This is a genomic window from Marinomonas spartinae, from assembly GCF_016461715.1.
In the GTDB taxonomy this organism is placed as follows: domain Bacteria; phylum Pseudomonadota; class Gammaproteobacteria; order Pseudomonadales; family Marinomonadaceae; genus Marinomonas; species Marinomonas spartinae_A.
This window is the reverse complement of record NZ_JAEMUI010000009.1, coordinates 49,250-73,239: the sequence shown is the minus strand read 5'-3', so window position 1 is coordinate 73,239 and position 23,990 is coordinate 49,250. Positions and strand designations below refer to the sequence as shown.

The following is a 23,990-nucleotide window of genomic DNA, read 5'->3' as shown; positions in this document are numbered from 1 at the left end:
CCTTTATTCTAAAAATGAATATTTATCTATATCTTTAGCGGTTTTTCTAATAAGCCTTATTCAATTAATTAACTCCTCTAATCAACGGTTCAAGCAAAAATGAATAGTGGAAAAATACCCTACTTTTTTAGTTGGTCTTTGGCTTTATTGTCAATCTGAGTTACTATGTACTCATTAGATGTATGACTGATTTAGAAGGGTTGTTATGAATATTACTATTACTGATGGCGCTCAAGACTACCTTGCTTCACTGCTGGAAAAACAGGGTGTAGAGGGGATTGCTGTGCGTATTTTTATCCAACAACCAGGTACGCCTTATGCGGAGACTTGTCTTGCTTACTGCCGTCCTGATGAAGTGAATGAGACAGACGAAATTTTGAATCTTCCTAAACTGAAAGTCTACATTGAGAAAAATTCAGTGAACTTTTTGGATGAAGCTTATATAGACTATGCGACGGAAAAGATGGGAGGGCAGCTAACCATTAAAGCGCCCAACGCTAAAATGCCGAAAGTTTCAGCGGATAGTCCAATCGAAGATCAAATTAACTATATTCTTTACTCAGATATTAACCCAGGCCTTGCCGCTCATGGCGGGGAGGTAACCTTAGTAGAAGTGATTGATGGGCAAGTTGCTGTACTTCGCTTTGGTGGCGGTTGTCAGGGGTGTAGTGCAGTCGACTTAACTTTGAAAGAAGGTGTTGAAAAAACCTTGATTGAAAAAGTGGCTGGTTTGACCGCAGTGAAAGATGCAACTGACCATACCGTCACGGACAATGCCTTTATGTAACCATTGTTATTGTACTGAATTCACCCTGTCAGTGTTTGTGGTTGAGTGCACAGGACAGTCAAATGCAAAAAGGGGCGATATTTCTATCGTCCCTTTTTGCATTTTAACTACGTTTCTTGAAGAAGAATGTATGAATTATTAGCGCTTGCGTTTGGGCAAAACAGATTTTAACGCATTGGCCATATCAGTGATTGTCTTCTCCGATGTTTGCCAGTCAATACAGGCATCCGTAATGGATACACCGTAGGTGAGGTCTTTTTTATCTGCAGGGACTTTTTGGTTGCCCCATCCAATGTTGCTTTCGATCATTAATCCCATAATGGATTGGTTACCATCGAGAATTTGTTGAGTAACGTCTTCGGCGACAATGACCTGGCGTTCTGGTTTTTTACTGGAGTTTTCATGGGATGTGTCCACCATGATGTTCGCTTTCAGGTTGGCTTTGGCAAGCGCTTCTTCTGCTTCAATGACAAATTGCGCTTCGTAGTTGGGTTTACCGCCACCACCGCGCAAGACAACATGTCCGTAATCATTCCCTTTGGTGTTAACAACCGTGACTTGGCCTGCTTCATTAATTCCCAAAAAAGAGTGCGGATGTGAAACAGATTGCATCGCATTTATTGCTACTGTCATTGAGCCATCTGTACCATTTTTAAAGCCTACAGGGCCAGATAGGCCAGACGCCATTTCTCGATGCGTTTGTGATTCGGTTGTACGAGCACCAATGGCTGACCAGCTGATCAAGTCTTGGATATACTGGGGGGAAATGGGGTCAAGAGCTTCGGTGGCCAATGGCAAGCCAAGTTCCGCAAGATCAATTAATAACTTACGGCCGATACGCAAGCCTTTATTAATATCAAAGGTACCATCAAGGTTGGGATCGTTAATAAGGCCTTTCCAGCCTACCGTGGTTCTTGGTTTTTCAAAATAGGCGCGCATGATGATATAAATCGAGTCATCTACTTTTTCAGCCAATGCTTTCAAGCGTCTTGCATAGTCAAGGGCGGCTTCTGGATCATGAATAGAGCAGGGACCTATAACAATGGCAAGGCGGTGGTCTTTACCATCCATGATGTTTTTTATTGTTTCACGAGATTGCGCAATCGCTTTGCTTACGGACTCGCTAATAGGTAGTTCAGCCTTTAGTTCTGTTGGAGTGACTAAAGGAGAGAATGAGGCAATATTTAAGTCCTCAAGATGTCGATTACTCATTACAAGGGATTCCTAGTTACTATTTTTTTACGTGTTGGAACATTATCGTGTTTTACATCTTTTATGAACCTTATTGCCCCCCATTTTAAGGATCTTTTTTTAAAAGAAGAGGTATTTTAGGCCAAATGCCATTAATGCTGTGGCTAAAAGGGGCTGTAATACTTTGTTGGGAAGATAGCTGGAAGCATAGGTGCCAAGGTAAATGGCTGGGATGGAGCCAATTAAAAGGCCGGCCAGTAGGGTATAGTCCACATTGCCAAGCAGTAGGTGCCCAATTCCCCCAATCAATGTAAGTGGCACAGCGTGAGCGAGATCAGTACCAACGATGTTCTTGGCTCGCATGACGGGAAAGAGAATCATCATAATCGCTGTCCCTAGTGCGCCAGCTCCAACCGAAGTCAGCGTTACTAATACCCCTAGTGCAATGCCGCAAACAAAAATCAGTTTCAAGCTGGTTCTTTCCGGTAAGCGCAAATCAAAGCGGCTTAGTAACTTACTGCGAAAAATAATGACAAGAGCTGTTATTAACAGCATTAACCCTAAGGTTGTGGTTAAGATGTGTTGATAGTTATCTGGCTTGTCAAACTGGGACAGTAACCATATAGTGACAAGTGAGGTTGGTAAACTGCCTGCTGCCATAGCGCCAACAATACGCCAATTCACATTGCCCTTTTTGGCATGTAAGTAGACGCCGGTGCTTTTGGCAATCCCTGCATACATAAGATCCGTGCCAATGGCAATATGGGGAGGAAAACCAAAGAGTAGTAAAAGTGGCGTCATAAGTGATCCACCGCCCACTCCCGTGATGCCAATGGCAAGCCCTACAACGGAGCCTGCTAAAATATACCAAATAAAATCCATCGTACTCTGTCTTTATGGCGATTCGAGCTGGAAACACTAGAGGTTTTTTACTATTCTATAAAGTAATATTTTATTATGTTTTTAACTCTTTTTAGAATAAGGTGTCCGATGAAGTTACAGCAGCTAAGATATATATGGGAAGTAGCGCGTCATGATTTGAACGTCTCGGCCACCGCGCAAAGCCTTTATACTTCACAACCAGGCGTAAGTAAGCAGATCCGTTTGCTCGAAGATGAGTTAGGTATTGAGGTCTTTGCAAGAAGCGGCAAGCATTTAACACACATTACCCCAGCGGGCGAAAAGATTATTGCCTTAGCGGGTGAGATCTTGAATCAAACGCAAAACATTAAACGTGTAGCCAATGAGTTTAGCGATGAACGCAAAGGCGCCATGGATATTGCTACAACGCATACTCAAGCGCGCTATGCTTTGCCAAAAGTGATTCATGAATACATTGACAGTTATCCGGATGTGACGCTGCACATGCATCAAGGGACACCCATGCAAATTGCCGAGATGGCAAATGATGGTGTAGTGGATTTTGCTATCGCGACCGAGGCGCTAGAATTGTTCGGCAATCTAGTCATGCTGCCTTGTTATATGTGGAATCGTTGCGTTGTTGTACCCAAAGGGCATCCGCTGGCCCAATCGAGCAAATTGACTTTAGAGGCATTAGCTGCGCATCCCATTGTGACTTATGTTTTTGGTTTTACCGGACGCTCTCAATTGGACCAAGCGTTCCAAGAGGCAGGTTTAGATCCAAATGTTGTCTTTACCGCAGCCGATTCAGACGTCATTAAAACTTATGTTCGTCTCGGCTTGGGGGTGGGTATCGTGGCATCTATGGCCTTTGACCCTGAGCAGGATTCTGATTTGGTAGCCCTTGACGCTTCACATCTTTTTGAAGACAGTTGCACAAAAATTGGCATTCGTAGCAATACCTTTATTCGTGGCTATATGTATAAATTTATTGAATCATTTGCACCTCATTTAACCAAGGATGTCGTTGTTGCGGCAATGGAAGCCGCGAATCGACAAGATGCTGAGCAACTTTTTAAACATATAGAGTTGCCAAGGCTTTAAGCATCTAATATATCTAGGCAATGATGGGACAAGTAAAAGGAAAAAGGCGGAGTGATAGTCAATGTCACTTCGCCTTTTTATTGAGCGATTTTGAAATGAGGAATAAAAGGGACTATTTGCCCAGTTTTATAGTCAGCTCAGCAATGCGTTTACCTTGTGCTTCACATAAAGACTTTTCATCATTTGTCAGCTGATGTTCGTTCGTCTTGCTAGCAAGGTGGCTTGCACCATAAGGCGTTCCTCCTGCAGTGGTACTGAGGAGCGCTTTATTGTTGTAGGGTAAACCAGCCCAAACCATGCCATGATGCAAAAGGGGTGTCATCATGGAATGAAGGCACTGCTCATGACCACCATGCATGCTGCTCGCACTAGTAAACCCACAGGCGGGTTTATCGATCAAACGGCCTGTCAGCCAAAGCATGGAGGTTTGATCGATAAAGTGTTTAAGTGGCGCAGCGATGGCACCAAAATAAGAAGGCGAGCCAATTGCCAGACCAGAGCACTCTGCCAACTCGTCTAATGTAACATAGGGAGAGCCTTCGTCTGGTATTTCGGGTGCGGTGGCTTCGCAGGTCTCAGACACATTGGGAACCTGACGGACTTTGGCTTCAATACCACCAACACTGTTGACGCCTCTGGCAATGTGTTTGGCCATTTCGGCAATTGAACCATGCTTACTGTAAAACAAAATTAAAACATAGGGGGTACCCATTAGAATAATTCCAGCACTTGCTCGGGTGGGCGTCCAATCTTTGCTTTGCCGTTGTGGATGACGATAGGACGTTCGATTAGACTCGGATTGTTGTGCATGGCTTGGATACGCTCTTCGTCCGTCGATTCTTTGGATAAACCAAGTTCTTTGTACAAGGCTTCTTTTGTACGCATCAACTCGATAGGGGAAAGAGCAAGCTGTTTAATCAATTCTTTGATCTCAGCGATGCTCGGTACATCTTGTAGGTATAAGCGCACTTCGGGTTGAATGCCATTTTCTTCGAGTAAAGCAAGTGTTTGTCGGGATTTGGAACAACGAGGGTTATGGTAAATGGTCGTCATGCTGCTTCCTTTATTTGTCGTGCTATATTAGGAGAGATAAGCCGCCTAACTTGTCACTAGGCGGCTTATAAGGGTTAAGCTTGTTGCTTAACAATAAAGTCCACTGCATCAGCTTGCGCGATGTCTTGGTTATCGCCTTTAGAGCGATGTTTGTATTCTAGCGTGCCATTTGCAAGGCCTTTGTCGCCCACTACTAGGCGATGTGGAATACCGAGCAATTCACAGTCAGCAAACTTAACACCAGGGCGTTCTTTGCGGTCATCCAGAAGGACATCAATTCCTTTTGCCGTCAGTTCGGTGTATAAGCGCTCGCACTCTTCACGTACGGCTTCGGATTTGTCGTAGTTCATCGCAATAATAGCAACACTGAATGGCGCGATGCTCTCTGGCCAAAGGATGCCTTTGTCATCAAAGTTTTGTTCGATGGCTGCCGCCACGATACGAGACACACCAATGCCATAACAACCCATGTGCATGATTTGGGCTTTACCATTTTCATCTAACACGGTGGCTTTTAAGGCTTCTGCGTACTGTTGACCCAGTTGGAAAATATGACCCACTTCAATGCCGCGTTTAATAACGACTTTTCCTTTGCCATCAGGAGAAGGGTCGCCTTCCACAACGTTGCGTAGATCAGCCACTTCAAAATCAGAGCAATCTCTTTCCCAGTTTAAGCCAGTGACGTGGTAGTCGTCTTTGTTGGCACCAGCACAGAAATCGGACATCACGGCGGCTGAGCGGTCGACAATAATGCGAATCCCTTTCTCTTTTAAACCTTGTGGGCCGATAGAGCCGGGGGCACAGCCAATTTTGTTGAGAATATCTTCTTCGCTGGCAAATTCGAATGGAGCAACAATGCCCTTTAGTTTCTCAACTTTCAGTTCATTAATATTGTGGTCACCACGAAGAACCAAGGCCACAATGGTACTTACTTCGTTTTCGTCGATGCCTTTAACCAGCATGGTTTTTACTGTTTGAGTGACATCCAGCTTTAGAAACTCAGCCACTTTCTGAATGGTTTTGCAGTCAGGCGTAAAGACTTCTGTCATATCCTGGGTGGCTGGATCGGCTTTTTCTTTTAGTGTAACCGCTTCTGCAAGTTCAACATTCGCAGCAAAATCGGACTCATCACTGAAAGCTATGTCGTCTTCACCGGAATCCGCTAAAACGTGGAATTCGTGGGAGTATGCACCACCAATACTGCCAGTGTCTGCGCGAACAGGGCGGTAATCCAAACCAATACGATCAAAGACGTTGCAGTACGCTTTATGCATGACATCGTATGTCTCTTGCAACGACTCTGGGCTGATATGGAATGAATACGCGTCTTTCATGCTGAACTCGCGTGAACGCATAACACCAAAACGAGGGCGGACTTCATCACGGAATTTAGTTTGAATTTGGAAGAAGTTAACAGGCAATTGTTTGTAACTGGTGAGTTCATTGCGAGCAAGTTCCGTAATGACTTCTTCGTGAGTAGGTCCCAAACAGTAATCACGACCATGGCGGTCTACAAGACGAAGTAACTCAGGACCATATTTTTGCCAACGGCCAGATTCTTGCCAAAGCTCCGCAGGTTGTACCCCCGGCATAATCACTTCAAGAGCACCGGCTTTTTGCATTTCGTCGCGTACGATGCTTTCCACTTTGCGGAAAACTTTCACGCCAGTTGGTAGCCAAGTATATAAACCTTTAGAAACTTGGCGGATCATGCCAGCACGAACCATCAATTGGTGGCTGGTAACAACAGCGTCGGTTGGAGTGTCACGTAATGTAGAAAATAAATAGTTGCTTGCGCGCATGATAATAGAGTCTATGTCTTATAAAAGTTAATGTCTTAGCCAGCAAAGCGTGGCTCAGTTAAGCCTGCAATGTCCACATCAATGGCAAAAATACCGCCAGCCTGTGGAAATTGTTGTAACTCTTCGTCGGTCTGTGCGCTTCGGCAGGTGCTCACAAACAGCGTTTTCATATCGGGGCCACCAAAGGCGACCATGGTCGGATAAATGGCTGGAACAGGATATTCTTTTAAAATCTTCCCTTCAGGGCTGATTTTTACCACTCGTTGACCTTGATACAGGGCTGACCAATAATTGCCTTCGCTATCGACAGCAGCCCCATCAGGGCGTCCATTGCCACGGGGGAACTCAATAAAGGTTCGTTTATTGGTGGCTTGCCCAGTCTCAAGGTCATAATCAAATTGATAGACGATATGATTCGGCGTGTCGGAATAATACATGATTTTGTTGTCAGGTGAGAAGGCTAGGCCATTAGATGTCCAAGCAGCCTGATCAATAACAGTTTGTTTGCCGTTGGTAAATTGATGCAATGCTCCCTTAAATGCATCTTTTGGGCTATACATGGTGCCGGCAAGAAAGCGTCCTTTTGCATCACATCGACCATCATTAAAACGTGTTGTATTCTGATCATAGGTCGCCAGCCAATAGGTATTCAATGGCCCATTGAAATCATCAAATTGGTATACACCAGATCGAAAGGCGGCAATGAAGCCCCCATTTTCAGTAAGAGAGAAGCAACCAATCTCTTCATCGAATTGACGGGTTTCTAAGGTGTTTGCATTAATGTTAAATGCGTGTAATTTGAAAGCATCAATATCAACAAAATAAAGCGTTTGGGTGTGTTCATCCCAACGTGGGCATTCTGCTAATTTGGCTTGTACGTCCAAAACACATTGCATATCAGTCATGCTGACTCCAAGTCTTTGGGTGATTTTAATGTAGGAGTGCTATAGTGCTTATGAAAGGCTTTGATGTAAATAGGAATGTATAAGATGTTTGAGTTAAATCCCACTCTAGAACGCGATTCTATCTTGATCGGTTATTTGCCACTTTGCCAGGTGCGACTTATCAATGATCGTCAGTATCCCTGGTTTATACTGGTGCCACAACGCAATGGTATTAGTGAAATATATCAATTGGTTGAAGAGGACCGCAGCATGTTAATGGCAGAAAGCTGCCTGTTAAGCGAAACGTTGCACGATGCTTTTTCCGCAGACAAACTCAATATTGCAGCGATTGGTAACAAAGTGACACAGCTTCACTATCACCACATTGTTAGGTTTGAAGATGATGCCTGTTGGCCTGAGCCAGTTTGGGGGAAACTGCCTGCCATTGCGTATTCTCAAGAAGAGTTGGTGAGTATTTTGCAAAAGGTTAGATCGCTATTGTCAGATGATTTGACACTACCCGATGGCGATGCCGAACTGTATTATTAACGAACGGACGACACTGGCAGACATAGGAAAGGCAATTTGTATGAATATACGTAGAAGAAAGAAGGCCATTAGTAAGGTTGTTAAGTTGCTTAATTTAGCGACTTCTACAAACTCTAGTGAATCCGTTGTTGCGCTTCGTCATGCGGAATCTTTAATTCGACAATATTCTATACTGCAGCGTGAATTACCTATTCTGCAATTGTGTGATACCAGTATGTTGTACCGTGTTAGTTGGGGAGGGGCGGCGCCAAGACACACAAAAGAAGTGCCAGCTAAACCTGTGTTTCAGGAGTCAGTCTATCAACGTCGTTTCAGTGAAAAGACGGTGGATCCGAGTAAAGCTTATGCATCGGTCAGGACAATTTTAGATGACATCGAAGAAGGGTTGGTTGAGCAAGCTCACTCATCGAATGAGGACCCTTTTTCTGAAGCCGTTAAACACTCATATGGCAATCAAGCTGGAGTGGAAAAGGGTCTGGATGAAGACGATTCTAAACCCGAAGTGTCAAATGCTGATACTGAGACTAACAGTGAAGAGGAGGCGCCTGTTGCAAGTACAGAATCAAACCAAACTCAGTCAGTAGAACAAAGCCAAGCAGTTGAGCCAAATGAATCAGTACAGCAGTATGAAACTGATGATAAAAGTACAGTCTCTAATGAAAAAGTAGCGGAACCGATGGACAATCTTCACCTGGATACTGAACAACCTATGTCTAATTCGAATGAATCGATTATATCAAGCGTCAATGTGACGTCTGGAACCATGTCATCTGACAATGTCATTAATGCTGCACAAGCGTTTCGTCCTAACACACAGGAGTTCGCTGATACCCTGAGAACCCAATATTCAACCAGTGATCCAGCCATCCCTTTTTCCGATGACAGGTATTGGTCTAAGATTTATGAGCGCTTGGCGGATTTTGATGAAGCCAAGGTACAGTCTCAGATGGACGCTCTTAAACAGCAGCTGCAATTGGCAGAAGAGAATTTGCAGGTCAAAAAGAGCTATCGGTTAGAGCAAGAACAAGAGGAGTTACTGGAACGAGCTGAGCGCGCACGCATTGAGCGAAGTTTTGAAGAGGCTATGGAGCGAGCGTTTCAAGCTCGTGCCAAAGCGCATGAAGCATGGGAGCAAGAACGAGCGCGTATTCGCTTGTCCAGCCTGCGGGATGAGCAAGAAGCATTGCATGGTTTTGAGTCGCTGACGCAGTCGCTTAATCAGCATGTTGAGGCTTTTAAACAGCATTTGCAGCGTAAGGAAGATTACCGTGCGGCGAAAATAATGCACGAGCTGCGTCGGCATCTCGCGTTAGCCGTTTCTTCAAGTCCTGAGTCGTCTGAATCCTACGCGACTGTTCTCGATATTATGCAAGACAACGGCTTGTCCTTAAAAGATTTAGAGTTTTCCGACATTAAAAACAAAAGCCTGTTTATTCGTCTTCTGGAGCGAGAAACAGCACAAATCGAAGACATTCATCAGCGAGAGTTATACACCGAAGAAATGCTGGATAAGTTTTTGACCGCCAGCGCGGTAAAAAAGGAATCTAAAGCTTCTGAAAACCCCATTCAACACATTCAGCGGTTGTTGATTGCTGCAAACGAAGGGGGGCAATTTGAAACCCAAAAAAATCTAGAACAAGTGATACATTTGATGGGTAGCCACGGTATCAGTGTTCGAGACATAGGTTATGAATACATCAAAAAGTATTCGGTATTCATCCGTCTGATTAACTGGGAGGCGGAGAGTATTTCGTCTCTTTCTGAGCGCGAAGCCTTTACCGCTGGTATTTTAGAAGAATACGTTCAACATTCAGTTCAGGCACCAGCTAAATCGTCTGATAAGAGCAAAAATAAGAAAACCTATTAAGGTGTTCGTGATGCTCTCTACGATATTTACAGCAGTGAAAGCGCTTTTGTTTGTCTTGTCCTAAGAAGCGCTTTTTTGTTTTCTATTTTGTTCTATAAGCCTCTTCAATAAACGCTCTATTCAGTGCCAATAAAGCTTGATGCTATGTCAGTCTTTATGGATTTTTTACGCCTTCTCAATATATCTATCTAGATATTTTACGCCGCTCATCTCTATTGTCTCCTTACCTACTACATCCATGAGGAGACAGAAGATGGCGTGGTTACTGCTGGTACTATCCATTGTGCTTTTTATTTATCTGATGGTGGCAATGTTTGCACCAGAAAAGTTTTAGGGGGGCAAGATTATGTTTGAAATTGTGCTGATCTGCCTAATTGCCGTGGCGTTGGCCATTCCACTAGGATCCTATATGACAGGAGTGTTTTCTGGGCAAAAACACATAACCGATGGTTTTTTCTCTCCTATTGAATCAGTTCTATATCGCCTGATGAGAGTGAATCCAAATGAGTCCATGACGTGGCGTACCTACGGTATGGCATTTTTGATGAGCAACCTGATTTTAGGTGTCGTGGCGTTTTTGCTTCTTAAATTCCAGCAAGTACTGCCGTTTAATCCTGATCATATTGGGCCCCTTTCCTGGGATGTGGCATTTCATACCGCTATATCATTTATTACCAATACCAATCAGCAGCATTATGCAGGTCAAGCTCAGCTTTCTTATCTTTCCCAAGGTTTTCTTATTGTGACGCTACAATTTGTTTCGCCGGCGATGGGGTTGGCGATTTGCGTGGCTGTATTACGTGGCATGATAGGTGGTAAGAATAATAAGACAGCCAAAGAAGGAGAAGAACGGGACCTTGGTAATTATTATGTTGATGTGGTTCGTGGCGTAGTGCGTGTCTTTCTGCCTTTGTCTCTTATTGTTGCGCTCTTGCTTGCTTGGCAAGGTGTGCCGAGTACTTTTTTCGGTGCGCAGCACGTCCAGACGCTGGATACACAATCATCCATGTCATCGCAAACGATTCCTGTTGGCCCTGTTTCTGCCATGGTAGCGATTAAACAACTAGGAACCAATGGTGGGGGCTGGTATGGATCAAATAGTGCCGACCCGTTAGAAAATCCAACGCCTTTGAGCGATGTGATTGAGACCATTGCCATTGTCCTGATTCCTATTGCTGTTGTTTTTATGGCAGGGGGGCTGATAAGACGCAAAAAATTTGCGTGGATGTCCTTTGCTGCTATGGCTATTCTCAGTGTGTCTTTTACAGCAGCGACAATTTACAGTGAAAATCAAGCCAATGCCGCATTTGTTGGAGCCAGTGCAATGGGTCCCAACATGGAAGGCAAGGAGGTGAGATTCGGCTCCGAACTTTCTGCCTTATGGGGAGCATTAACCACACAAACATCGAATGGTTCAGTGAATGCCTCGATGGATTCTTTCAATCCACTCGGTGGTTTGATGGCGCGCTCAGGAATGCTGGTTAATGCGATCTGGGGCGGTGTTGGATGTGGCTTTGTTAACTTTATTGTCTATGTATGGTTGGCGGTCTTTTTATCTGGTTTGATGATAGGTCGTACACCAGAAATTTTCGGACGCAAAATTGAAACTAAAGAAGTGACTCTGTTATCTAGCTTAATCGTGCTGCCTGCCTTGTGTATTCTGGGATTCACTGCCATTGCCGTGTCTTTCCCAAGTATTACGGGGAACAGTAATCCAGGATTTCATGGAATCTCACAGGTTTTTTATGAGTATGCCTCAGCGTTTGCAAACAATGGTTCTGGCATGGCAGGGTTGAAAAATGACACGACATGGTGGAATCTCAGTGCGACTTTTATGATTCTGTTAGGACGATACCTGCCTCTTGTAATTCCCTTAATGATCGCTGGACTCATGGCGAAAAAACGTGTGACTCCAGCTAGTTCTGGTGGTTTGACATTAGAAACACCAACGTTCTGTGTCACGCTGATTGCCGTCATCCTGGTTCTTAATGTGTTGTCTTTTCTTCCTGCCGCAGTTATTGGACCTATCGGCGAAGCATTGCAATTGTCTGCTGTTCATGTGGGGAATTAATCAATGAAAAATCAAACAGTTCAAACCATGACAATGTCTGAGTTGCGCCAAGCCAGCGTGGACTCATTAAAAAAACTATCTTTACTAAAAATGGCGTCCAGCCCTGTGATGTTTATCGTTTGGGTGGGTACCTTGTTAAGTGCAGCCATTACGCTATATCAAGCCGTGCAAGATAAGCCTTATGCTATGGCGCTGATTACGACCATCATTTTGTTTTTAACGGTTTGGTTTTCGAACTTGGCCGAGTCAGTAGCTGAGGCAAAAAGCCGAGGTCAAGCCTCTAGTCTTCGTTCTGCAAAACAATCTCTCAAGGCGTGTCGTATCAAAGGTGAAAGTGAAAGCTGGGTGGCTGCTGCTGATCTGATAAAAGGCGATCGAGTCAAAGTCAGGGCAGGCGAATATATTCCGGCTGATGGTGACATTATTGTCGGAGTGGCAACAGTGAATGAGTCTGCGGTGACTGGCGAATCGGCAGCGGTATTGAGAGAATCTGGCACAGATCACTCTAGTGTCATCGGTGGCACAAAATTGCTCAGTGGTGAAGTAGTTTTGGAAGTAGCGAATGACCCTGGTAACAGTTTTTTGGATCGTATGATTGGTTTGGTTGAGGGTGCTCAGCGACAAAAAACACCGAATGAAACAGCGCTGACTGTTTTGCTTTCTTCGCTAAGTGCTGTGTTTTTATTGATTGTCATGACTCTACCTGCGATGGCGAACTTTATGGGAGCCCGCTTGGATGACACCATGCTGATAGCTTTGCTGGTTTGCCTTATTCCGACGACCATCGGTGGTTTGTTACCCGCCATTGGTATTGCGGGCATGAACCGTGCGCTAAAAGCCAATGTGGTGGCAAAGTCGGGGAAAGCGGTTGAGGTCGCTGGTGATATTGACACCTTACTACTGGATAAAACAGGCACGATTACTTTTGGTGATCGACAAGCTACGGAGTTTCTGGTCTCCAAAGATGCGGATAGCATCGAGATGATTAAAGCGGCGGTGTGGTCGTCCCTTGATGATCCAACCCCTGAAGGGAAATCTGTGGTTTTGCTCGCGGAAAACAAGGGCATTGATAAACCTGAAGCGCCTGCGGATGCGGAATTTATTCCTTTCTCGCCGAAAACTCGTATTTCTGGTGTTCAGCTTGTTGACGGCTCTTTGATGATGAAGGGAGCGAGTGATTCCATGAAGACGTGGGCGCGAGATCACCAATTATCCTGGCCTGATGATATGGATGGTCTTGTCCGCAAAGTGGCTAAACAGGGAGGCACACCTCTGGTCGTTGCTTCAAATACAGCCGTTTTGGGGGTGATTGCCTTATCCGATGTGGTGAAACCAGGCGTTGCAGAGCGTTTTGCCCAACTAAGGGCCTTAGGTGTTCGCACTGTCATGGTAACTGGCGATAATCCCGTGACGGCTGGGGTGATAGCGGCGCAAGCCGGTGTGGATGATTTTATCGCCGAAGCCAAACCAGAAGATAAGCTTGCTTTGATTCGAGAAGAACAAGCCAAAGGGCGCTTAGTTGCCATGGTGGGGGATGGAACAAACGATGCGCCTGCTTTAGCACAAGCGGACATTGGGCTTGCCATGAACTCAGGCACACAAGCGGCGAAAGAAGCTGGCAATATGGTGGATTTGGATTCCGACCCTGCGAAATTACTGTCCGTTGTTGAAATCGGTAAGCAGTTATTGATTACACGCGGCGCTTTAACGACCTTTTCTCTTGCAAACGATGTGGCAAAGTATTTTGTTATCTTACCGGCGATTTTTGTTACCGCGATTCCAACCATTGGAACACTCAATGTGATGCATCTCCATAGCCCACAATCGGCCGTTATTGCGGCATTGATTTTTAATGCTTTGATTATTCCCGCTTTAATTCCGCTTGCATTGAAAGGAGTTAAAGTCAGAGCGATTACGGCTGAGAAGTTGTTAAGAAACAATATGCTGGTCTATGGGCTTGGTGGTGTGTTGTTGCCTTTTATTAGCATAAAGATACTTGATGTTATTATCAGTTCATTTTTTTAGGAGCCACGATCATGAATGCACAAGTAACAGACGATTTACATGAGGGTGCTATTCAATGGCATCAAGGTGGTTTATCCAAACAAATCGCTTTGGCTGTCAGAATGTCACTAGTGATGCTGGTGCTTTGCGGTATTATTTATACAGGTAGTGTCACTATGGTAGCGCAAACACTGTTTCCTTTTCAGTCAACGGGCAGTGTGATTAACCATAATGGCAAACCTGTTGGTTCGAAATTGATTGGTCAATTATTTCAAAGTGCAGATTATTTTCATGGGCGCCCTAGTGCAGTAGGTTATGACCCAAAGTCTACCGGCGGTAGCAACCTTGCGCCGAGTAACCCTAAATTGCGCGCAGAAGTGGAGCAACGTAGTTTGGCGATTCAGACATCGGATCATGTTACTGCGAGTCAAATTCCAGTGGATTTATTGGCAGCATCCGGTTCAGGTGTGGATCCAGATATTTCTCCAGCAGCAGCTTTGTTGCAGGTGGATAGGGTGGCCGCGCAACGGCATTTGTCTGTTAATACGGTAAAAAAATTAGTTGATCAGCACATTGAACACCCACAATGGGCTATTTTTGGTCAGGCAAGAGTAAATGTTTTGATGCTGAATTTAGCGCTAGATACACTCTCCGATACTAATAACACTCAGTCCAAATAATGACTAGATAAGATTAGTTGAAGCACTTACCACATAGGGCGCGAAAATGAGCGAAGAGCATCGTGATCAAAAAGCAGACGCCATTTTAAATGCGTTACAACAATCTTCGCAGGGTAAGCTGACTATTTTTATTGGTGCAGCTCCTGGTGTGGGGAAGACTTACGCAATGATTAGCGCGGCAAAGGAAAGCGTTCAGCAAGGTGTCGAGGTGCTCGTTGGCTTGTTGGAAACTCATGGGCGCAAAGAGACACAAGACATAATGGCTGGGTTGAATGTCTTACCACGTAAGGAAGTCCATTATCATGATACTGTTTTAACTGAGTTTGACTTGGATGCAGCGCTTGAGCAAAAACCAGAATTGATTTTAGTGGATGAGCTTGCTCATACCAATGTTCCTGGAAGTCGCCATACTAAGCGGTATCAAGATATTGCTGAATTATTAGCGGCTGGAATCAACGTCTATACCACGGTCAATGTCCAGCATATTTTGAGTTTACGTGATGTGGTTGCTCAAATTACAGGGGTGACGGTTCACGAGAGCGTACCGGATAACGTCATCGATGATGCCTATGACATTCGCTTTATTGATTTGCCCCCCATTGCGTTGATTGATCGGCTTAAGCAAGGAAAAGTTTACCTTCCTGAATACGCGCGAGTGGCGTTAGATACTTTTTTTTCGCTCTCCAATTTATCTGCATTACGTGAGCTTGCAATGAAACGAGCCATGCATCAAGTAGATAGCTATTTGGAGACGGCCTTAATGCAAGGAAGCAGCGCTCAAAAATACGCTATTAGAGATAAGTTAATTGTCTTGGTCAGCGCCAGCAGCGATCATTGTTATTTGGTTCGTCTTGGACGACAAATTGCCGAAAGACGCCAGATAGCCTGGTGTGTCGTATGGGTGGATAGAGGCATTACCCAAAATGCCATACAACGAAAGCACTTAAATAATGTGATGAATCTTGCGAAAGATCTGGGAGCGCAGGTAGATACGTTAAGAGGTGAGAATTGCTATGCTGCCATCCTACCTTATCTAGAAGAGCAAAGAGTGAATACCGTGTTGGTGGGCAGTGGAGCCAAACATCGCTGGGGGTTTTGGAAAAAACGCCTTTACCAACAGTTGATAGAGTCCAACTTACCACTTGAAGTGTGTGTGTACCGATCCCCTGAGATCGTATCGCAAAAGACGAACTGGCAGCGTCGTGGTACTTTGTTCGGGGATTATCGTGGGCATATTTATGGTGTTATAGGTGTGGCGCTCGCGACACTCATTGCTTGGCCTCTTCAGCAATTTTTAAGCAGTGGTAACTTAGTTTTATTGTATGTTATTTCGATTGTGTTGGTGGGGCTTAAATATGGCACCAGACCTGCGTTGGCGACGGCGATTTGGGCTTTTTTAAGCTTCAATTTCTTTCTAACAGAGCCGATTTATACGTTTAAGGTTAACCAACAAGACGATATTGCTACCTTGGTGTTTTTAGTGGTATTAGGCATGTTGAGTGGTCCAGCGGCATCACGTATTCGAAATCAATTTATTTTACTGAAAGAGTCAAACCGTTATACCGAAGCGTTAAAAGACATGGCTCAACGACTGTCCGTTGTTGAAAGTGAAGTGACTCTTTGGGATTCACTGTGTGAGAAAGCATCCTCTCTGCTTGGTGCGAAATGTTTTTTTGCCTACCCCGAAGGTAGTGATAATGAATCGCATGTTAAACAGGTAAATTTTTCTTTATCGCAAGTGGAAGAATCCGCAATAGCTTGGTCTTTAACACACGGCGAGCAAGCAGGTCGATTCACACAAACATTAAATGCGTCCCGTATTACGGTTTTGCCAGTTAAACAAGAAAATATAGTGATTGGTGGGTTATTGATTCGTTGGTCAGCGGAGCAAGAACATTTTCTTCCTTTTGAAAGGGATTTGGTCGAATCTATGCTTCAGCAAGGTGCCAGTACTTGGCGCCGAGTGCGGTTGGTGTCTGATTTAGAATCAGCTCGTGTTAAGACAGAAGTGGAACAAATTCGCTCATCCTTGCTATCGTCTGTTTCCCATGACCTTAAATCCCCCTTGTCGGCTATGATGGGAGCGGCTGAAAGTTTGAAAATGTTGGATAAGCAATTGAGTGTTAGCGACAAGGAAGAATTGGTCGATACGATTTTACAAGAAAGCCATCGCTTAGACAGTTACATTCAGAATCTTCTAGACATGACTCGACTTGGTTATGGTGGCTTGAAAATCCAACGAGATTGGGTTTCGGTTGATGATATTATTGGCAGTGCTTTAAATCGATTAAAACGTTATTTTTCTCATGCAAAAGTCAATTGGGCTGTAACGGACGACGCTCCAGTGTTGTATGTACATGCAGCACTGATTGAGCAGGCTTTGTTTAATATTTTGGAAAATGCTGTTCGTTATTCTCCGGAAAAAGAAGCGATTACTGTGAAGCTTATTGTGGACGCTAAAACCTGTCGAATAACCATAGAAGATAAAGGACCAGGAATTCCAAAGGATGAGCAGGAGCACATTTTTAACATGTTTTATATTGTTTCAGATGGCGACAAAAAAAGTAAAAGTACAGGTATGGGCTTGGCTATTTGCCGTGGCATGATTGGTGCGCATGGTGGAACAGTCTGTGCCCGTAACGGGGCTGGAGGCAAGGGGACTCGTTTTATAGTCGAATTGCCTTTAGAGTATGGTAAACCAAATTCTTAACAATTAAAGCGGTAGTTTGTGGGCATTAAAATAGTAGTGATTGACGATGAGTCTCAGATTCGTCGCATGTTACGAGTTGCTCTTGGGAGCGAAGGTTATGAAGTGATTGAAGCTGAGAATGGCGAAGCAGGGCTGATGGCCATTGTTCGTCATCAACCTAACTTGGTCATTCTTGATCTTGGTTTGCCAGATATGGATGGGCATCAGGTATTACGTGAAATGCGCTCATGGAGTTCGGTGCCGACCATTGTATTATCAGTACGAAATCATGATAAGGAAAAAGTTGCAGCATTGGATTCCGGTGCTCAGGACTACATCACGAAACCCTTTAGCGTCATCGAGTTGCTTGCTCGAATACGGGTGTGTTTAAGAGATAATATTAAGCCTGATCAACTGGCTGTTATCGATGATGGTAAGTTATACATCGATTTATCAAGGCGCGAGGTTCGTCTTAATGATGCTCAAATTGTTCTCACCCCTAAAGAGTATGGCGTATTGGCGATTCTAGCGAGTTCGCCTAATTGTGTTATTACGCAAACACAACTACTCAAAGAGATTTGGGGGCCGAGTCATATTGAAGATACGCATTACCTGCGTATTGTTGTCAGTCATCTTCGTCAGAAATTAGGGGATGACCCTGTTAATCCAAAATATTTAAAAACCGAAGCAGGGGTTGGTTATCGTTTCTGTTTAGAAGAATGACTGGTTGTTTTTTGCTCAATGCCGCGAGGGTATCCTGTATTATCACTATATTTATTTTATGAATGCACTGTATATCTTGTCTAAATAGACTCTAGGTCTTTCTTTGCGCTCGCGCATCTTTTACCATTTTGCCTTCGATTGATTCGTAATCCTCAGCAGGAGAGATGCATGAGCATTATCAAAGAGAGTGATTTGATTGATAGCGTAGCAGACGCGCTGCAATTTATTTCCTATTACCATCCGTTAGATTTCGTTAAAGCTGTTCATGAAGCCTATGAAAGAGAAGAGAGTACTGCGGCGAAAGATGCAATGGCGCAAATTCTTATCAATTCTCGTATGTGCGCCGAAGGGAAGCGTCCGATTTGCCAAGACACTGGCATCGTAACTGTTTTTATAAAAATTGGTATGAACGTTCAATGGGAAGGAACGAAGAGCGTCTCCGACATGATCAATGAAGGGGTGCGTCGTGCGTATACACTTCCTGAAAATGTTCTGCGAGCCTCTATTTTGGCAGACCCTGCTGGAGCGCGCAAAAACACGAAAGACAACACCCCTGCGGTAATACATATGGAAGTGGTGCCCGGTGACACGGTAGAAGTTCATGTTGCCGCAAAAGGAGGTGGTTCAGAAAACAAATCCAAACTGGCAATGCTGAACCCTTCTGACGATATTGTTGAATGGGTCAAGAAGACGGTTCCTACTATGGGAGCAGGCTGGTGTCCTCCAGGTATGTTGGGGATTGGGATTGGTGGTACCGCAGAGAAGGCCATGGTCATGGCAAAAGAATCTCTGATGGAGCCTGTTGATATTCACGAGCTTAAAGAGCGTGGCCCTCAAAACCGTGTGGAAGAGCTTCGTCTTGCCATCTTTGATGCAGTCAACAACTTGGGTATTGGAGCGCAAGGTCTTGGTGGTTTAACAACGGTTCTTGATGTGAAAATCATGGATTATCCAACCCACGCTGCTTCTTTACCTGTGGCAATGATTCCAAACTGTGCGGCGACTCGCCATGCACACTTTGTATTGGATGGATCCGGTCCTGCTGATTTAGTGCCTCCTTCTTTGGATGATTGGCCGGAAATTACTTGGGAAGTCGGAGAAAGTGTACGTCGCGTTAACTTGAACGAAGTGACGCCAGAAGAAGTTCAAAGCTGGAAACCAGGCGAAACCATATTATTAAACGGTAAGATGCTAACTGGTCGTGATGCGGCTCATAAAAAAATGGTCGAAATGATGGCCAATGGGGAAGAGCTGCCTGTAGACTTGAAAGGACGTTTTATTTACTACGTGGGGCCTGTTGATCCAGTTCGTGATGAAGCAGTTGGTCCCGCTGGTCCGACTACCTCTACTCGTATGGATAAGTTTACTCGCACTGTTTTAGAGAAAACGGGTCTGCTTGGTATGATTGGTAAAGCCGAGCGTGGCCCAATTGCCATTGAAGCCATTAAAGAATTTGGTGCGGTTTACTTAATGGCCGTGGGTGGCGCTGCTTATCTGGTATCAAAAGCCATTAAAAAAGCGGATGTAGTTGCTTTCCCAGAATTGGGAATGGAAGCGATTTACGAGTTTGACGTGGTCGATATGCCTGTTACTGTTGCCGTTGATTCTAAAGGCACATCTGTGCATGTAACAGGGCCAGCTGAGTGGAAAGCTCGCATTGAAGAACAAGCACTAGAAATTAAATAACAGCTATTTGTTCGCTTTATTGATAGGGCTTTTAAAGGCCATCATCTAAAAGGTGATGGCCTTTTTAGTTTTACTCTTACGATCACCTAACGATATGCCACAGGCCATAATGTGACATGAAAACTACCGCTTTGCTGTTGTCAACATTGACAAAATATAGATTTTCTCCTTGGTGTATTCAGTGAATTTAGCTCCATAAATACATAATTTATAGTGTTTTTTTCAGAAGTTCGGCAAACTCCTCAATAACCGCTTCATTTCTCTGGTAATAGACCCATTGACCTTGACGGGTTGATGAGACGAGCCCGGCACGTTGAAGATTAGCTAAATGAGATGACACGGTCGATTGTGACAAGCCAGATTTTTCAAAAATTTTACCGACACAGACACCGAACTGGCAACTGGATTGACCTTGAAACTCCAAATGAGGCGTTTTTAACCAGCTTAGGATATCTCTTCTGGCTGGGTTAGAAAGCGATTTTATGATGTTGTCTAATTCATTTGGTGTCATTGGGGGAACCTGAACTGATGGCTTAACGTCGTTAGTTTTTGATCTACACAGTGGGCTTCTTATTGAAAAGCGTCATACCGTATTTCTATCTTGTAGTATCGTATTATACCGCTTCTTGAACAGGGAAGGTACGAATAAGTCGTGCTTTCCCACAATGCTGTTCATCTAAGGCTATATCATAAAAAGTTGTGTTTTTTGGCATGACATTATTTCTTGTTAGCCATTCTCGTTATTGGTCCTTTCTTTCGCCTTGGCAGCCATTCTTAGCCACATCTTAACTCGTTAAAATACATGACATAATGTCAAAATCTATCAGTTAAAAACATTACAGAACTAATTAATTCTTGATCATTCTCTATAATTTATTTAGTGTTATAGAGTAATTTACTGGAAATTCCAGCGATAAATCACAAACGGAAGAGGGTAAAATGAAAAGAATATCGAGAAAATATATTATATCTCTAATGACTTTTGCGGTGGCTTTTTTTGCTGTATCAGCCTCTGCGGATACCTTATCAAAAATCAAACAAAGCGGAACGGCAACCATTGGTGTGGCAAACGAGGTTCCTTATGGTTACACAACACCGGAAGGGAAGCCAGCAGGTGAGGCGCCAACGATTGCAGTGCATGTTTTGCATGAGTTGGGTGTTAAGCACGTTAAAGTGGTGGTAACAGAATTTGGTTCTCTCATTCCTGGGCTTCGTGCAGGGCGTTTTGATGTGATTGCCGCAGGCATGTACATCACACCAAAACGTTGCAAACAAATTCTGTTTTCTAACCCAACCTACAGTATTGGTGAAGGTTTTCTGGTTAAAAATGGTAACCCTGCCAATCTTCATGGATACGGCGATGTCAAAAAGGATGATGTTAAGTTAGGGGTGATGTCCGGTTCTGTCGAATACGGTTATGCTCGCGACTTCGGCATAGGTTTGAGCAAAATTGTCGTTCTACCGGATTATCCATCTGGTGTGGCAGCGCTTAAATCTGGCCGAATTGATGCGCTTGCAGGCACCAGCCTAACTATGGCGTCGTTGGCCAAGAAGGACAACCATGTTGAGTTAGCACAGCCTTTCACGCCATTGAAGATCAAAGGTAAATCGATTAAAGGTTATGGTGGTTTTGGTTTCCGTCCATCAGATAAATCGCTACGTAATGCTTTTAACAAAGAGTTAAAGGGCTTTATTGGATCAAAAGCACACCTTGCTATGATTGAACCATATGGTTTTGGTAAGTACACCTTACCTGGCAATATGACGGCGGCAAAACTATGTCAATAATATAGGAGGAATCAGACTCATGGAATTTGGAGAAATAGTCTCCGTCTTACTCCAGGGCGCTGTTGTCACGATAAAAATCGTGGCAATGGCATTGCCGCTCGCAGCAGTAATGGCCTTTATTTTTGGTTTGATACGGCTCTATTCACCCGCACCATTTAAGCAGATTGCTATTTTCTACATTGAGTTTTTTCGTGGAACATCAGCGTTAATTCAGCTTTATTGGATCTATTTTGTACTGCCATTTTTCGGTATTACGATTGATGCTATGACAGCAGCGGTGGTGGCGTTAGGGCTGAATATTGGCGCCTATGGAACGGAAGTCGTGCGAGGCGCAGTGCAATCCGTACCGAAGGGGCAATATGAAGCGTCTATCGCATTAAACTTTACGGCGAGGCAAAGAGTTTGGCGAATAATTTTACCTCAAGCCTTTGTTAATATGATTCCACCTTTTGGGAACTTAGCCATCGAACTTGTTAAAGCAACATCATTGGTTTCTTTAATCACAATTGGTGATTTAACCTTTAAAGCGAAATCCCTCGCGGACACAACATTGCAAGTAGGGGAAATTTTCGGTGTTGTTTTATTCTTATATTTCATCATGTCTCAAGCACTAGCACTTCTATTTAAATTGTTAGAAAAACGCTTAAGTAAAGGTTTGGGGCGCGGAGGTATTAATTGATGAATGGTTTTAGTTGGGATTGGGCATTTGCGTGGGAAGTGCTTCCTATGATTTTGTCAGCCGCTAAAGTGACGTTGTTAGCAACCTTGCTTGGTAGTATTTTTGCCATTTTCATGGGACTTGTGTTTGCTCTGTTACGCCGTAGCCCAAGTCGAATTCTCCGCAATAGTATATATTGGTTAGTGGAATTTATTCGAAGTACGCCTTTGTTGGTGCAAATCTTTTTTCTATATTATGTGATGCCCGAGTTTGGAATCAGTATGTCTCCTTTAATGACAGGGGTATTTGCCCTTGGCCTACACTATGGCGCCTATTTATCAGAAGTATTTCGAAGCGGGATTGATGGAATTGAAAAAGGTCAGTGGGAAGCCGCTCGGGCGTTGAATTTAACAACAATAGATACTTACAAAGATATCGTTTTACCTCAGGCTATTCGTCCAATGATCCCCGCAACAGGCAATTATATTATTGCAATGTTTAAAGAAACGCCTCAGTTATCGGCCATTACATTATTAGAAATGTTGCAGGTCGCGAAAATTATTGGCTCTGAAAATTTCCGCTATTTGGAACCATTCACCTTAGTTGGAATTTTATACCTAGTGTTTAGTATCGTCGCGGCTTACGGTATTCATCAAATAGAAAAACGCTTTCCAAAAGAAGGATTTACCCTAAAATGAGTACGCCTATTATTGAATTTAAAAACGTAAAAAAACGCTTTGGCGACACAACCATTTTTAGTGATTTTAACTTTACAGTAGAAGAAAATGAAATTGTCTCTATTATTGGACCCAGCGGTTCAGGCAAAAGTACACTTCTGAGAATTTTAATGACGCTTGAGGGAATTGATGGTGGTTACATTAATGTTGCAGGGGAGTCTTTATGGCATATGTACTGGCAAGGTCAGTATGTTCCAGCAAACAGCAAACATTTACATAAAATGCGTAATCACTTAGGAATGGTGTTTCAGCATTTTAATTTGTTTCCTCATATGAGTGTGAAGAGAAATATTACAGAGGCTCCTATGCGTGTTAAGGGAATGTCACGTGAGGAAGCTGAAGAGTCTGCAGAAAAGCTGCTTAATCTCGTTGGATTAGCTGATAAAGCCGATAGCTACCCCAACGATTTATCTGGGGGACAAAAACAACGGGTTGGCATTGCTAGGGCCTTAGCAATGAAACCTTCCATTTTGTTGCTAGATGAAATCACTTCTGCTCTTGATCCCGAGTTGGTAGATGAAGTGCTTGATGTGATTCGTAATCTAGTTAAAGAAGACAGCTTTACAATGCTACTGGTGACGCATGAAATGTACTTTGCCCGTGAAATTAGTGATCGGGTGTGTTTTTTTGATAAAGGCACCATAGTGGAAGAGGGCAAGCCTGAGGAAATTTTTACCGCTCCTAAACATGAGAGAACAAAAGCCTTCTTGAATGCCTATTTAGGTCAATAATTTTTAATAACTATTTGAGACTTATTATATTTTTATCAGCTTGATTCAAGTCTTATCAGACGAATAAATCAATCAAATTTGGGTCACCCAATGATACATGGGCGATTTGAATTTGATTTTTTTAT

Annotated in this window: 22 protein-coding genes; 15 read left to right on the top strand and 7 right to left on the bottom strand. The window is 43.8% G+C overall.

Annotation, left to right across the window (positions count from 1 at the left end; all coding sequences use genetic code 11):
- Nucleotides 1–205: 205 nt before the first annotated feature.
- Entirely contained in the window at nucleotides 206–787 is a 582-nt protein-coding gene (gene nfuA / locus JHD45_RS10260) for a Fe-S biogenesis protein NfuA (protein ID WP_199476423.1), read from the top strand.
- A gap of 138 nt (nucleotides 788–925) precedes the next feature.
- On the opposite strand, the gene JHD45_RS10255 is transcribed toward nfuA, so the two are convergent.
- Nucleotides 926–1,999, bottom strand: coding sequence for a 3-deoxy-7-phosphoheptulonate synthase (locus tag JHD45_RS10255; RefSeq protein WP_199476422.1), 1,074 nt, complete (start codon nucleotides 1,997–1,999; stop codon nucleotides 926–928).
- Between the two features lie 99 nt (nucleotides 2,000–2,098).
- Nucleotides 2,099–2,860: a sulfite exporter TauE/SafE family protein gene (locus tag JHD45_RS10250; protein WP_199476421.1), complete on the bottom strand. Its 762-nt coding sequence runs from the start codon at nucleotides 2,858–2,860 to the stop codon at nucleotides 2,099–2,101.
- Nucleotides 2,861–2,968: 108 nt separating this feature from the next.
- Between JHD45_RS10250 and cysB the strand changes: the two genes are divergently transcribed.
- Nucleotides 2,969–3,943: an HTH-type transcriptional regulator CysB gene (gene cysB, locus JHD45_RS10245; protein WP_199476420.1), complete on the top strand. Its 975-nt coding sequence runs from the start codon at nucleotides 2,969–2,971 to the stop codon at nucleotides 3,941–3,943.
- Nucleotides 3,944–4,055: 112 nt separating this feature from the next.
- Here cysB and wrbA read toward each other — a convergent pair whose 3' ends face one another.
- The 4 genes from wrbA to JHD45_RS10225 form a co-directional block, all read right to left on the bottom strand.
- A complete protein-coding gene (gene wrbA, locus JHD45_RS10240; protein WP_199476419.1) occupies nucleotides 4,056–4,655 on the bottom strand; it encodes an NAD(P)H:quinone oxidoreductase in 600 nt (199 codons plus the stop codon).
- The gene (gene arsC, locus JHD45_RS10235; RefSeq protein WP_199476418.1) at nucleotides 4,655–4,996 is read right to left on the bottom strand and encodes an arsenate reductase (glutaredoxin); all 342 of its coding nucleotides are present in this window, start codon (nucleotides 4,994–4,996) and stop codon (nucleotides 4,655–4,657) included. The genes wrbA and arsC overlap by 1 nt, the downstream gene beginning before the upstream one ends.
- Nucleotides 4,997–5,070: 74 nt before the next feature.
- Nucleotides 5,071–6,798 carry a proline--tRNA ligase gene (locus tag JHD45_RS10230; RefSeq protein WP_199476417.1) on the bottom strand — a complete coding sequence of 576 codons (1,728 nt, stop codon included), beginning with the start codon at nucleotides 6,796–6,798 and terminating at the stop codon, nucleotides 5,071–5,073.
- A 35-nt stretch (nucleotides 6,799–6,833) separates the two neighbouring features.
- Nucleotides 6,834–7,703 carry an SMP-30/gluconolactonase/LRE family protein gene (locus tag JHD45_RS10225; RefSeq protein ID WP_199476416.1) on the bottom strand — a complete coding sequence of 290 codons (870 nt, stop codon included), beginning with the start codon at nucleotides 7,701–7,703 and terminating at the stop codon, nucleotides 6,834–6,836.
- A gap of 84 nt (nucleotides 7,704–7,787) precedes the next feature.
- Here JHD45_RS10225 and JHD45_RS10220 point away from each other — a divergent pair, with 84 nt between their 5' ends.
- From JHD45_RS10220 to JHD45_RS10180, 9 genes are all read left to right on the top strand, one after another.
- Nucleotides 7,788–8,231, top strand: a complete 444-nt coding sequence (locus JHD45_RS10220) for an HIT domain-containing protein (protein ID WP_199476415.1) — start codon at nucleotides 7,788–7,790, stop codon at nucleotides 8,229–8,231.
- A gap of 40 nt (nucleotides 8,232–8,271) precedes the next feature.
- Complete coding sequence (locus JHD45_RS10215) at nucleotides 8,272–10,098, top strand: DUF2786 domain-containing protein (RefSeq protein WP_199476414.1); 1,827 nt, start codon at nucleotides 8,272–8,274, stop codon at nucleotides 10,096–10,098.
- A 139-nt stretch (nucleotides 10,099–10,237) separates the two neighbouring features.
- On the top strand, nucleotides 10,238–10,432 hold the full coding sequence (gene kdpF / locus JHD45_RS22610) for a K(+)-transporting ATPase subunit F (protein ID WP_418903777.1): 195 nt from the start codon (nucleotides 10,238–10,240) through the stop codon (nucleotides 10,430–10,432).
- Between the two features lie 12 nt (nucleotides 10,433–10,444).
- A complete protein-coding gene (gene kdpA / locus JHD45_RS10205) occupies nucleotides 10,445–12,169 on the top strand; it encodes a potassium-transporting ATPase subunit KdpA (RefSeq protein WP_199476412.1) in 1,725 nt (574 codons plus the stop codon).
- Between the two features lie 3 nt (nucleotides 12,170–12,172).
- Nucleotides 12,173–14,194 carry a potassium-transporting ATPase subunit KdpB gene (gene kdpB, locus JHD45_RS10200; RefSeq protein ID WP_199476411.1) on the top strand — a complete coding sequence of 674 codons (2,022 nt, stop codon included), beginning with the start codon at nucleotides 12,173–12,175 and terminating at the stop codon, nucleotides 14,192–14,194.
- An 11-nt stretch (nucleotides 14,195–14,205) separates the two neighbouring features.
- Entirely contained in the window at nucleotides 14,206–14,853 is a 648-nt protein-coding gene (gene kdpC, locus JHD45_RS10195; protein WP_199476410.1) for a potassium-transporting ATPase subunit KdpC, read from the top strand.
- Nucleotides 14,854–14,899: 46 nt separating this feature from the next.
- Entirely contained in the window at nucleotides 14,900–17,563 is a 2,664-nt protein-coding gene (locus tag JHD45_RS10190; protein ID WP_199476409.1) for a sensor histidine kinase, read from the top strand.
- Nucleotides 17,564–17,581: 18 nt separating this feature from the next.
- Nucleotides 17,582–18,265: a response regulator gene (locus JHD45_RS10185; protein WP_325097285.1), complete on the top strand. Its 684-nt coding sequence runs from the start codon at nucleotides 17,582–17,584 to the stop codon at nucleotides 18,263–18,265.
- Nucleotides 18,266–18,433: 168 nt separating this feature from the next.
- Complete coding sequence (locus tag JHD45_RS10180; protein ID WP_199476408.1) at nucleotides 18,434–19,951, top strand: fumarate hydratase; 1,518 nt, start codon at nucleotides 18,434–18,436, stop codon at nucleotides 19,949–19,951.
- Nucleotides 19,952–20,159: 208 nt separating this feature from the next.
- Here the strand turns inward: JHD45_RS10180 and JHD45_RS10175 are convergent, their stop codons facing one another.
- Nucleotides 20,160–20,462 (bottom strand): ArsR/SmtB family transcription factor, encoded by a 303-nt coding sequence (locus tag JHD45_RS10175; protein WP_199476407.1) that lies wholly within the window; start codon nucleotides 20,460–20,462, stop codon nucleotides 20,160–20,162.
- 428 nt (nucleotides 20,463–20,890) lie between these two features.
- Here JHD45_RS10175 and ehuB point away from each other — a divergent pair, with 428 nt between their 5' ends.
- From ehuB to ehuA, 4 genes are read left to right on the top strand one after another with little or no spacing between them, the layout of a single operon-like run.
- Nucleotides 20,891–21,739 carry an ectoine/hydroxyectoine ABC transporter substrate-binding protein EhuB gene (gene ehuB, locus JHD45_RS10170; RefSeq protein ID WP_199476406.1) on the top strand — a complete coding sequence of 283 codons (849 nt, stop codon included), beginning with the start codon at nucleotides 20,891–20,893 and terminating at the stop codon, nucleotides 21,737–21,739.
- 19 nt (nucleotides 21,740–21,758) lie between these two features.
- A complete protein-coding gene (ehuC, locus tag JHD45_RS10165) occupies nucleotides 21,759–22,418 on the top strand; it encodes an ectoine/hydroxyectoine ABC transporter permease subunit EhuC (RefSeq protein ID WP_199476405.1) in 660 nt (219 codons plus the stop codon).
- On the top strand, nucleotides 22,418–23,095 hold the full coding sequence (gene ehuD / locus JHD45_RS10160; RefSeq protein WP_199476404.1) for an ectoine/hydroxyectoine ABC transporter permease subunit EhuD: 678 nt from the start codon (nucleotides 22,418–22,420) through the stop codon (nucleotides 23,093–23,095). Before ehuC ends, ehuD begins: the two co-directional genes overlap by 1 nt.
- A complete protein-coding gene (gene ehuA, locus JHD45_RS10155; RefSeq protein ID WP_233407750.1) occupies nucleotides 23,092–23,865 on the top strand; it encodes an ectoine/hydroxyectoine ABC transporter ATP-binding protein EhuA in 774 nt (257 codons plus the stop codon). Before ehuD ends, ehuA begins: the two co-directional genes overlap by 4 nt.
- The last annotated feature ends 125 nt before the right edge of the window (nucleotides 23,866–23,990 follow it).

What these genes read in the sequence shown, in the direction of transcription:
- nfuA (WP_199476423.1), top strand. Translation starts at nt 206, where the DNA reads ATGAATATTACTATTACTGATGGCGCTCAAGACTACCTTGCTTCACTG.
- JHD45_RS10255 (WP_199476422.1), bottom strand. Translation starts at nt 1,999, where the DNA reads ATGAGTAATCGACATCTTGAGGACTTAAATATTGCCTCATTCTCTCCT.
- JHD45_RS10250 (WP_199476421.1), bottom strand. Translation starts at nt 2,860, where the DNA reads ATGGATTTTATTTGGTATATTTTAGCAGGCTCCGTTGTAGGGCTTGCC.
- cysB (WP_199476420.1), top strand. Translation starts at nt 2,969, where the DNA reads ATGAAGTTACAGCAGCTAAGATATATATGGGAAGTAGCGCGTCATGAT.
- wrbA (WP_199476419.1), bottom strand. Translation starts at nt 4,655, where the DNA reads ATGGGTACCCCCTATGTTTTAATTTTGTTTTACAGTAAGCATGGTTCA.
- arsC (WP_199476418.1), bottom strand. Translation starts at nt 4,996, where the DNA reads ATGACGACCATTTACCATAACCCTCGTTGTTCCAAATCCCGACAAACA.
- JHD45_RS10230 (WP_199476417.1), bottom strand. Translation starts at nt 6,798, where the DNA reads ATGCGCGCAAGCAACTATTTATTTTCTACATTACGTGACACTCCAACC.
- JHD45_RS10225 (WP_199476416.1), bottom strand. Translation starts at nt 7,703, where the DNA reads ATGACTGATATGCAATGTGTTTTGGACGTACAAGCCAAATTAGCAGAA.
- JHD45_RS10220 (WP_199476415.1), top strand. Translation starts at nt 7,788, where the DNA reads ATGTTTGAGTTAAATCCCACTCTAGAACGCGATTCTATCTTGATCGGT.
- JHD45_RS10215 (WP_199476414.1), top strand. Translation starts at nt 8,272, where the DNA reads ATGAATATACGTAGAAGAAAGAAGGCCATTAGTAAGGTTGTTAAGTTG.
- kdpF (WP_418903777.1), top strand. Translation starts at nt 10,238, where the DNA reads ATGCTATGTCAGTCTTTATGGATTTTTTACGCCTTCTCAATATATCTA.
- kdpA (WP_199476412.1), top strand. Translation starts at nt 10,445, where the DNA reads ATGTTTGAAATTGTGCTGATCTGCCTAATTGCCGTGGCGTTGGCCATT.
- kdpB (WP_199476411.1), top strand. Translation starts at nt 12,173, where the DNA reads ATGAAAAATCAAACAGTTCAAACCATGACAATGTCTGAGTTGCGCCAA.
- kdpC (WP_199476410.1), top strand. Translation starts at nt 14,206, where the DNA reads ATGAATGCACAAGTAACAGACGATTTACATGAGGGTGCTATTCAATGG.
- JHD45_RS10190 (WP_199476409.1), top strand. Translation starts at nt 14,900, where the DNA reads ATGAGCGAAGAGCATCGTGATCAAAAAGCAGACGCCATTTTAAATGCG.
- JHD45_RS10180 (WP_199476408.1), top strand. Translation starts at nt 18,434, where the DNA reads ATGAGCATTATCAAAGAGAGTGATTTGATTGATAGCGTAGCAGACGCG.
- JHD45_RS10175 (WP_199476407.1), bottom strand. Translation starts at nt 20,462, where the DNA reads ATGACACCAAATGAATTAGACAACATCATAAAATCGCTTTCTAACCCA.
- ehuB (WP_199476406.1), top strand. Translation starts at nt 20,891, where the DNA reads ATGAAAAGAATATCGAGAAAATATATTATATCTCTAATGACTTTTGCG.
- ehuC (WP_199476405.1), top strand. Translation starts at nt 21,759, where the DNA reads ATGGAATTTGGAGAAATAGTCTCCGTCTTACTCCAGGGCGCTGTTGTC.
- ehuD (WP_199476404.1), top strand. Translation starts at nt 22,418, where the DNA reads ATGAATGGTTTTAGTTGGGATTGGGCATTTGCGTGGGAAGTGCTTCCT.
- ehuA (WP_233407750.1), top strand. Translation starts at nt 23,092, where the DNA reads ATGAGTACGCCTATTATTGAATTTAAAAACGTAAAAAAACGCTTTGGC.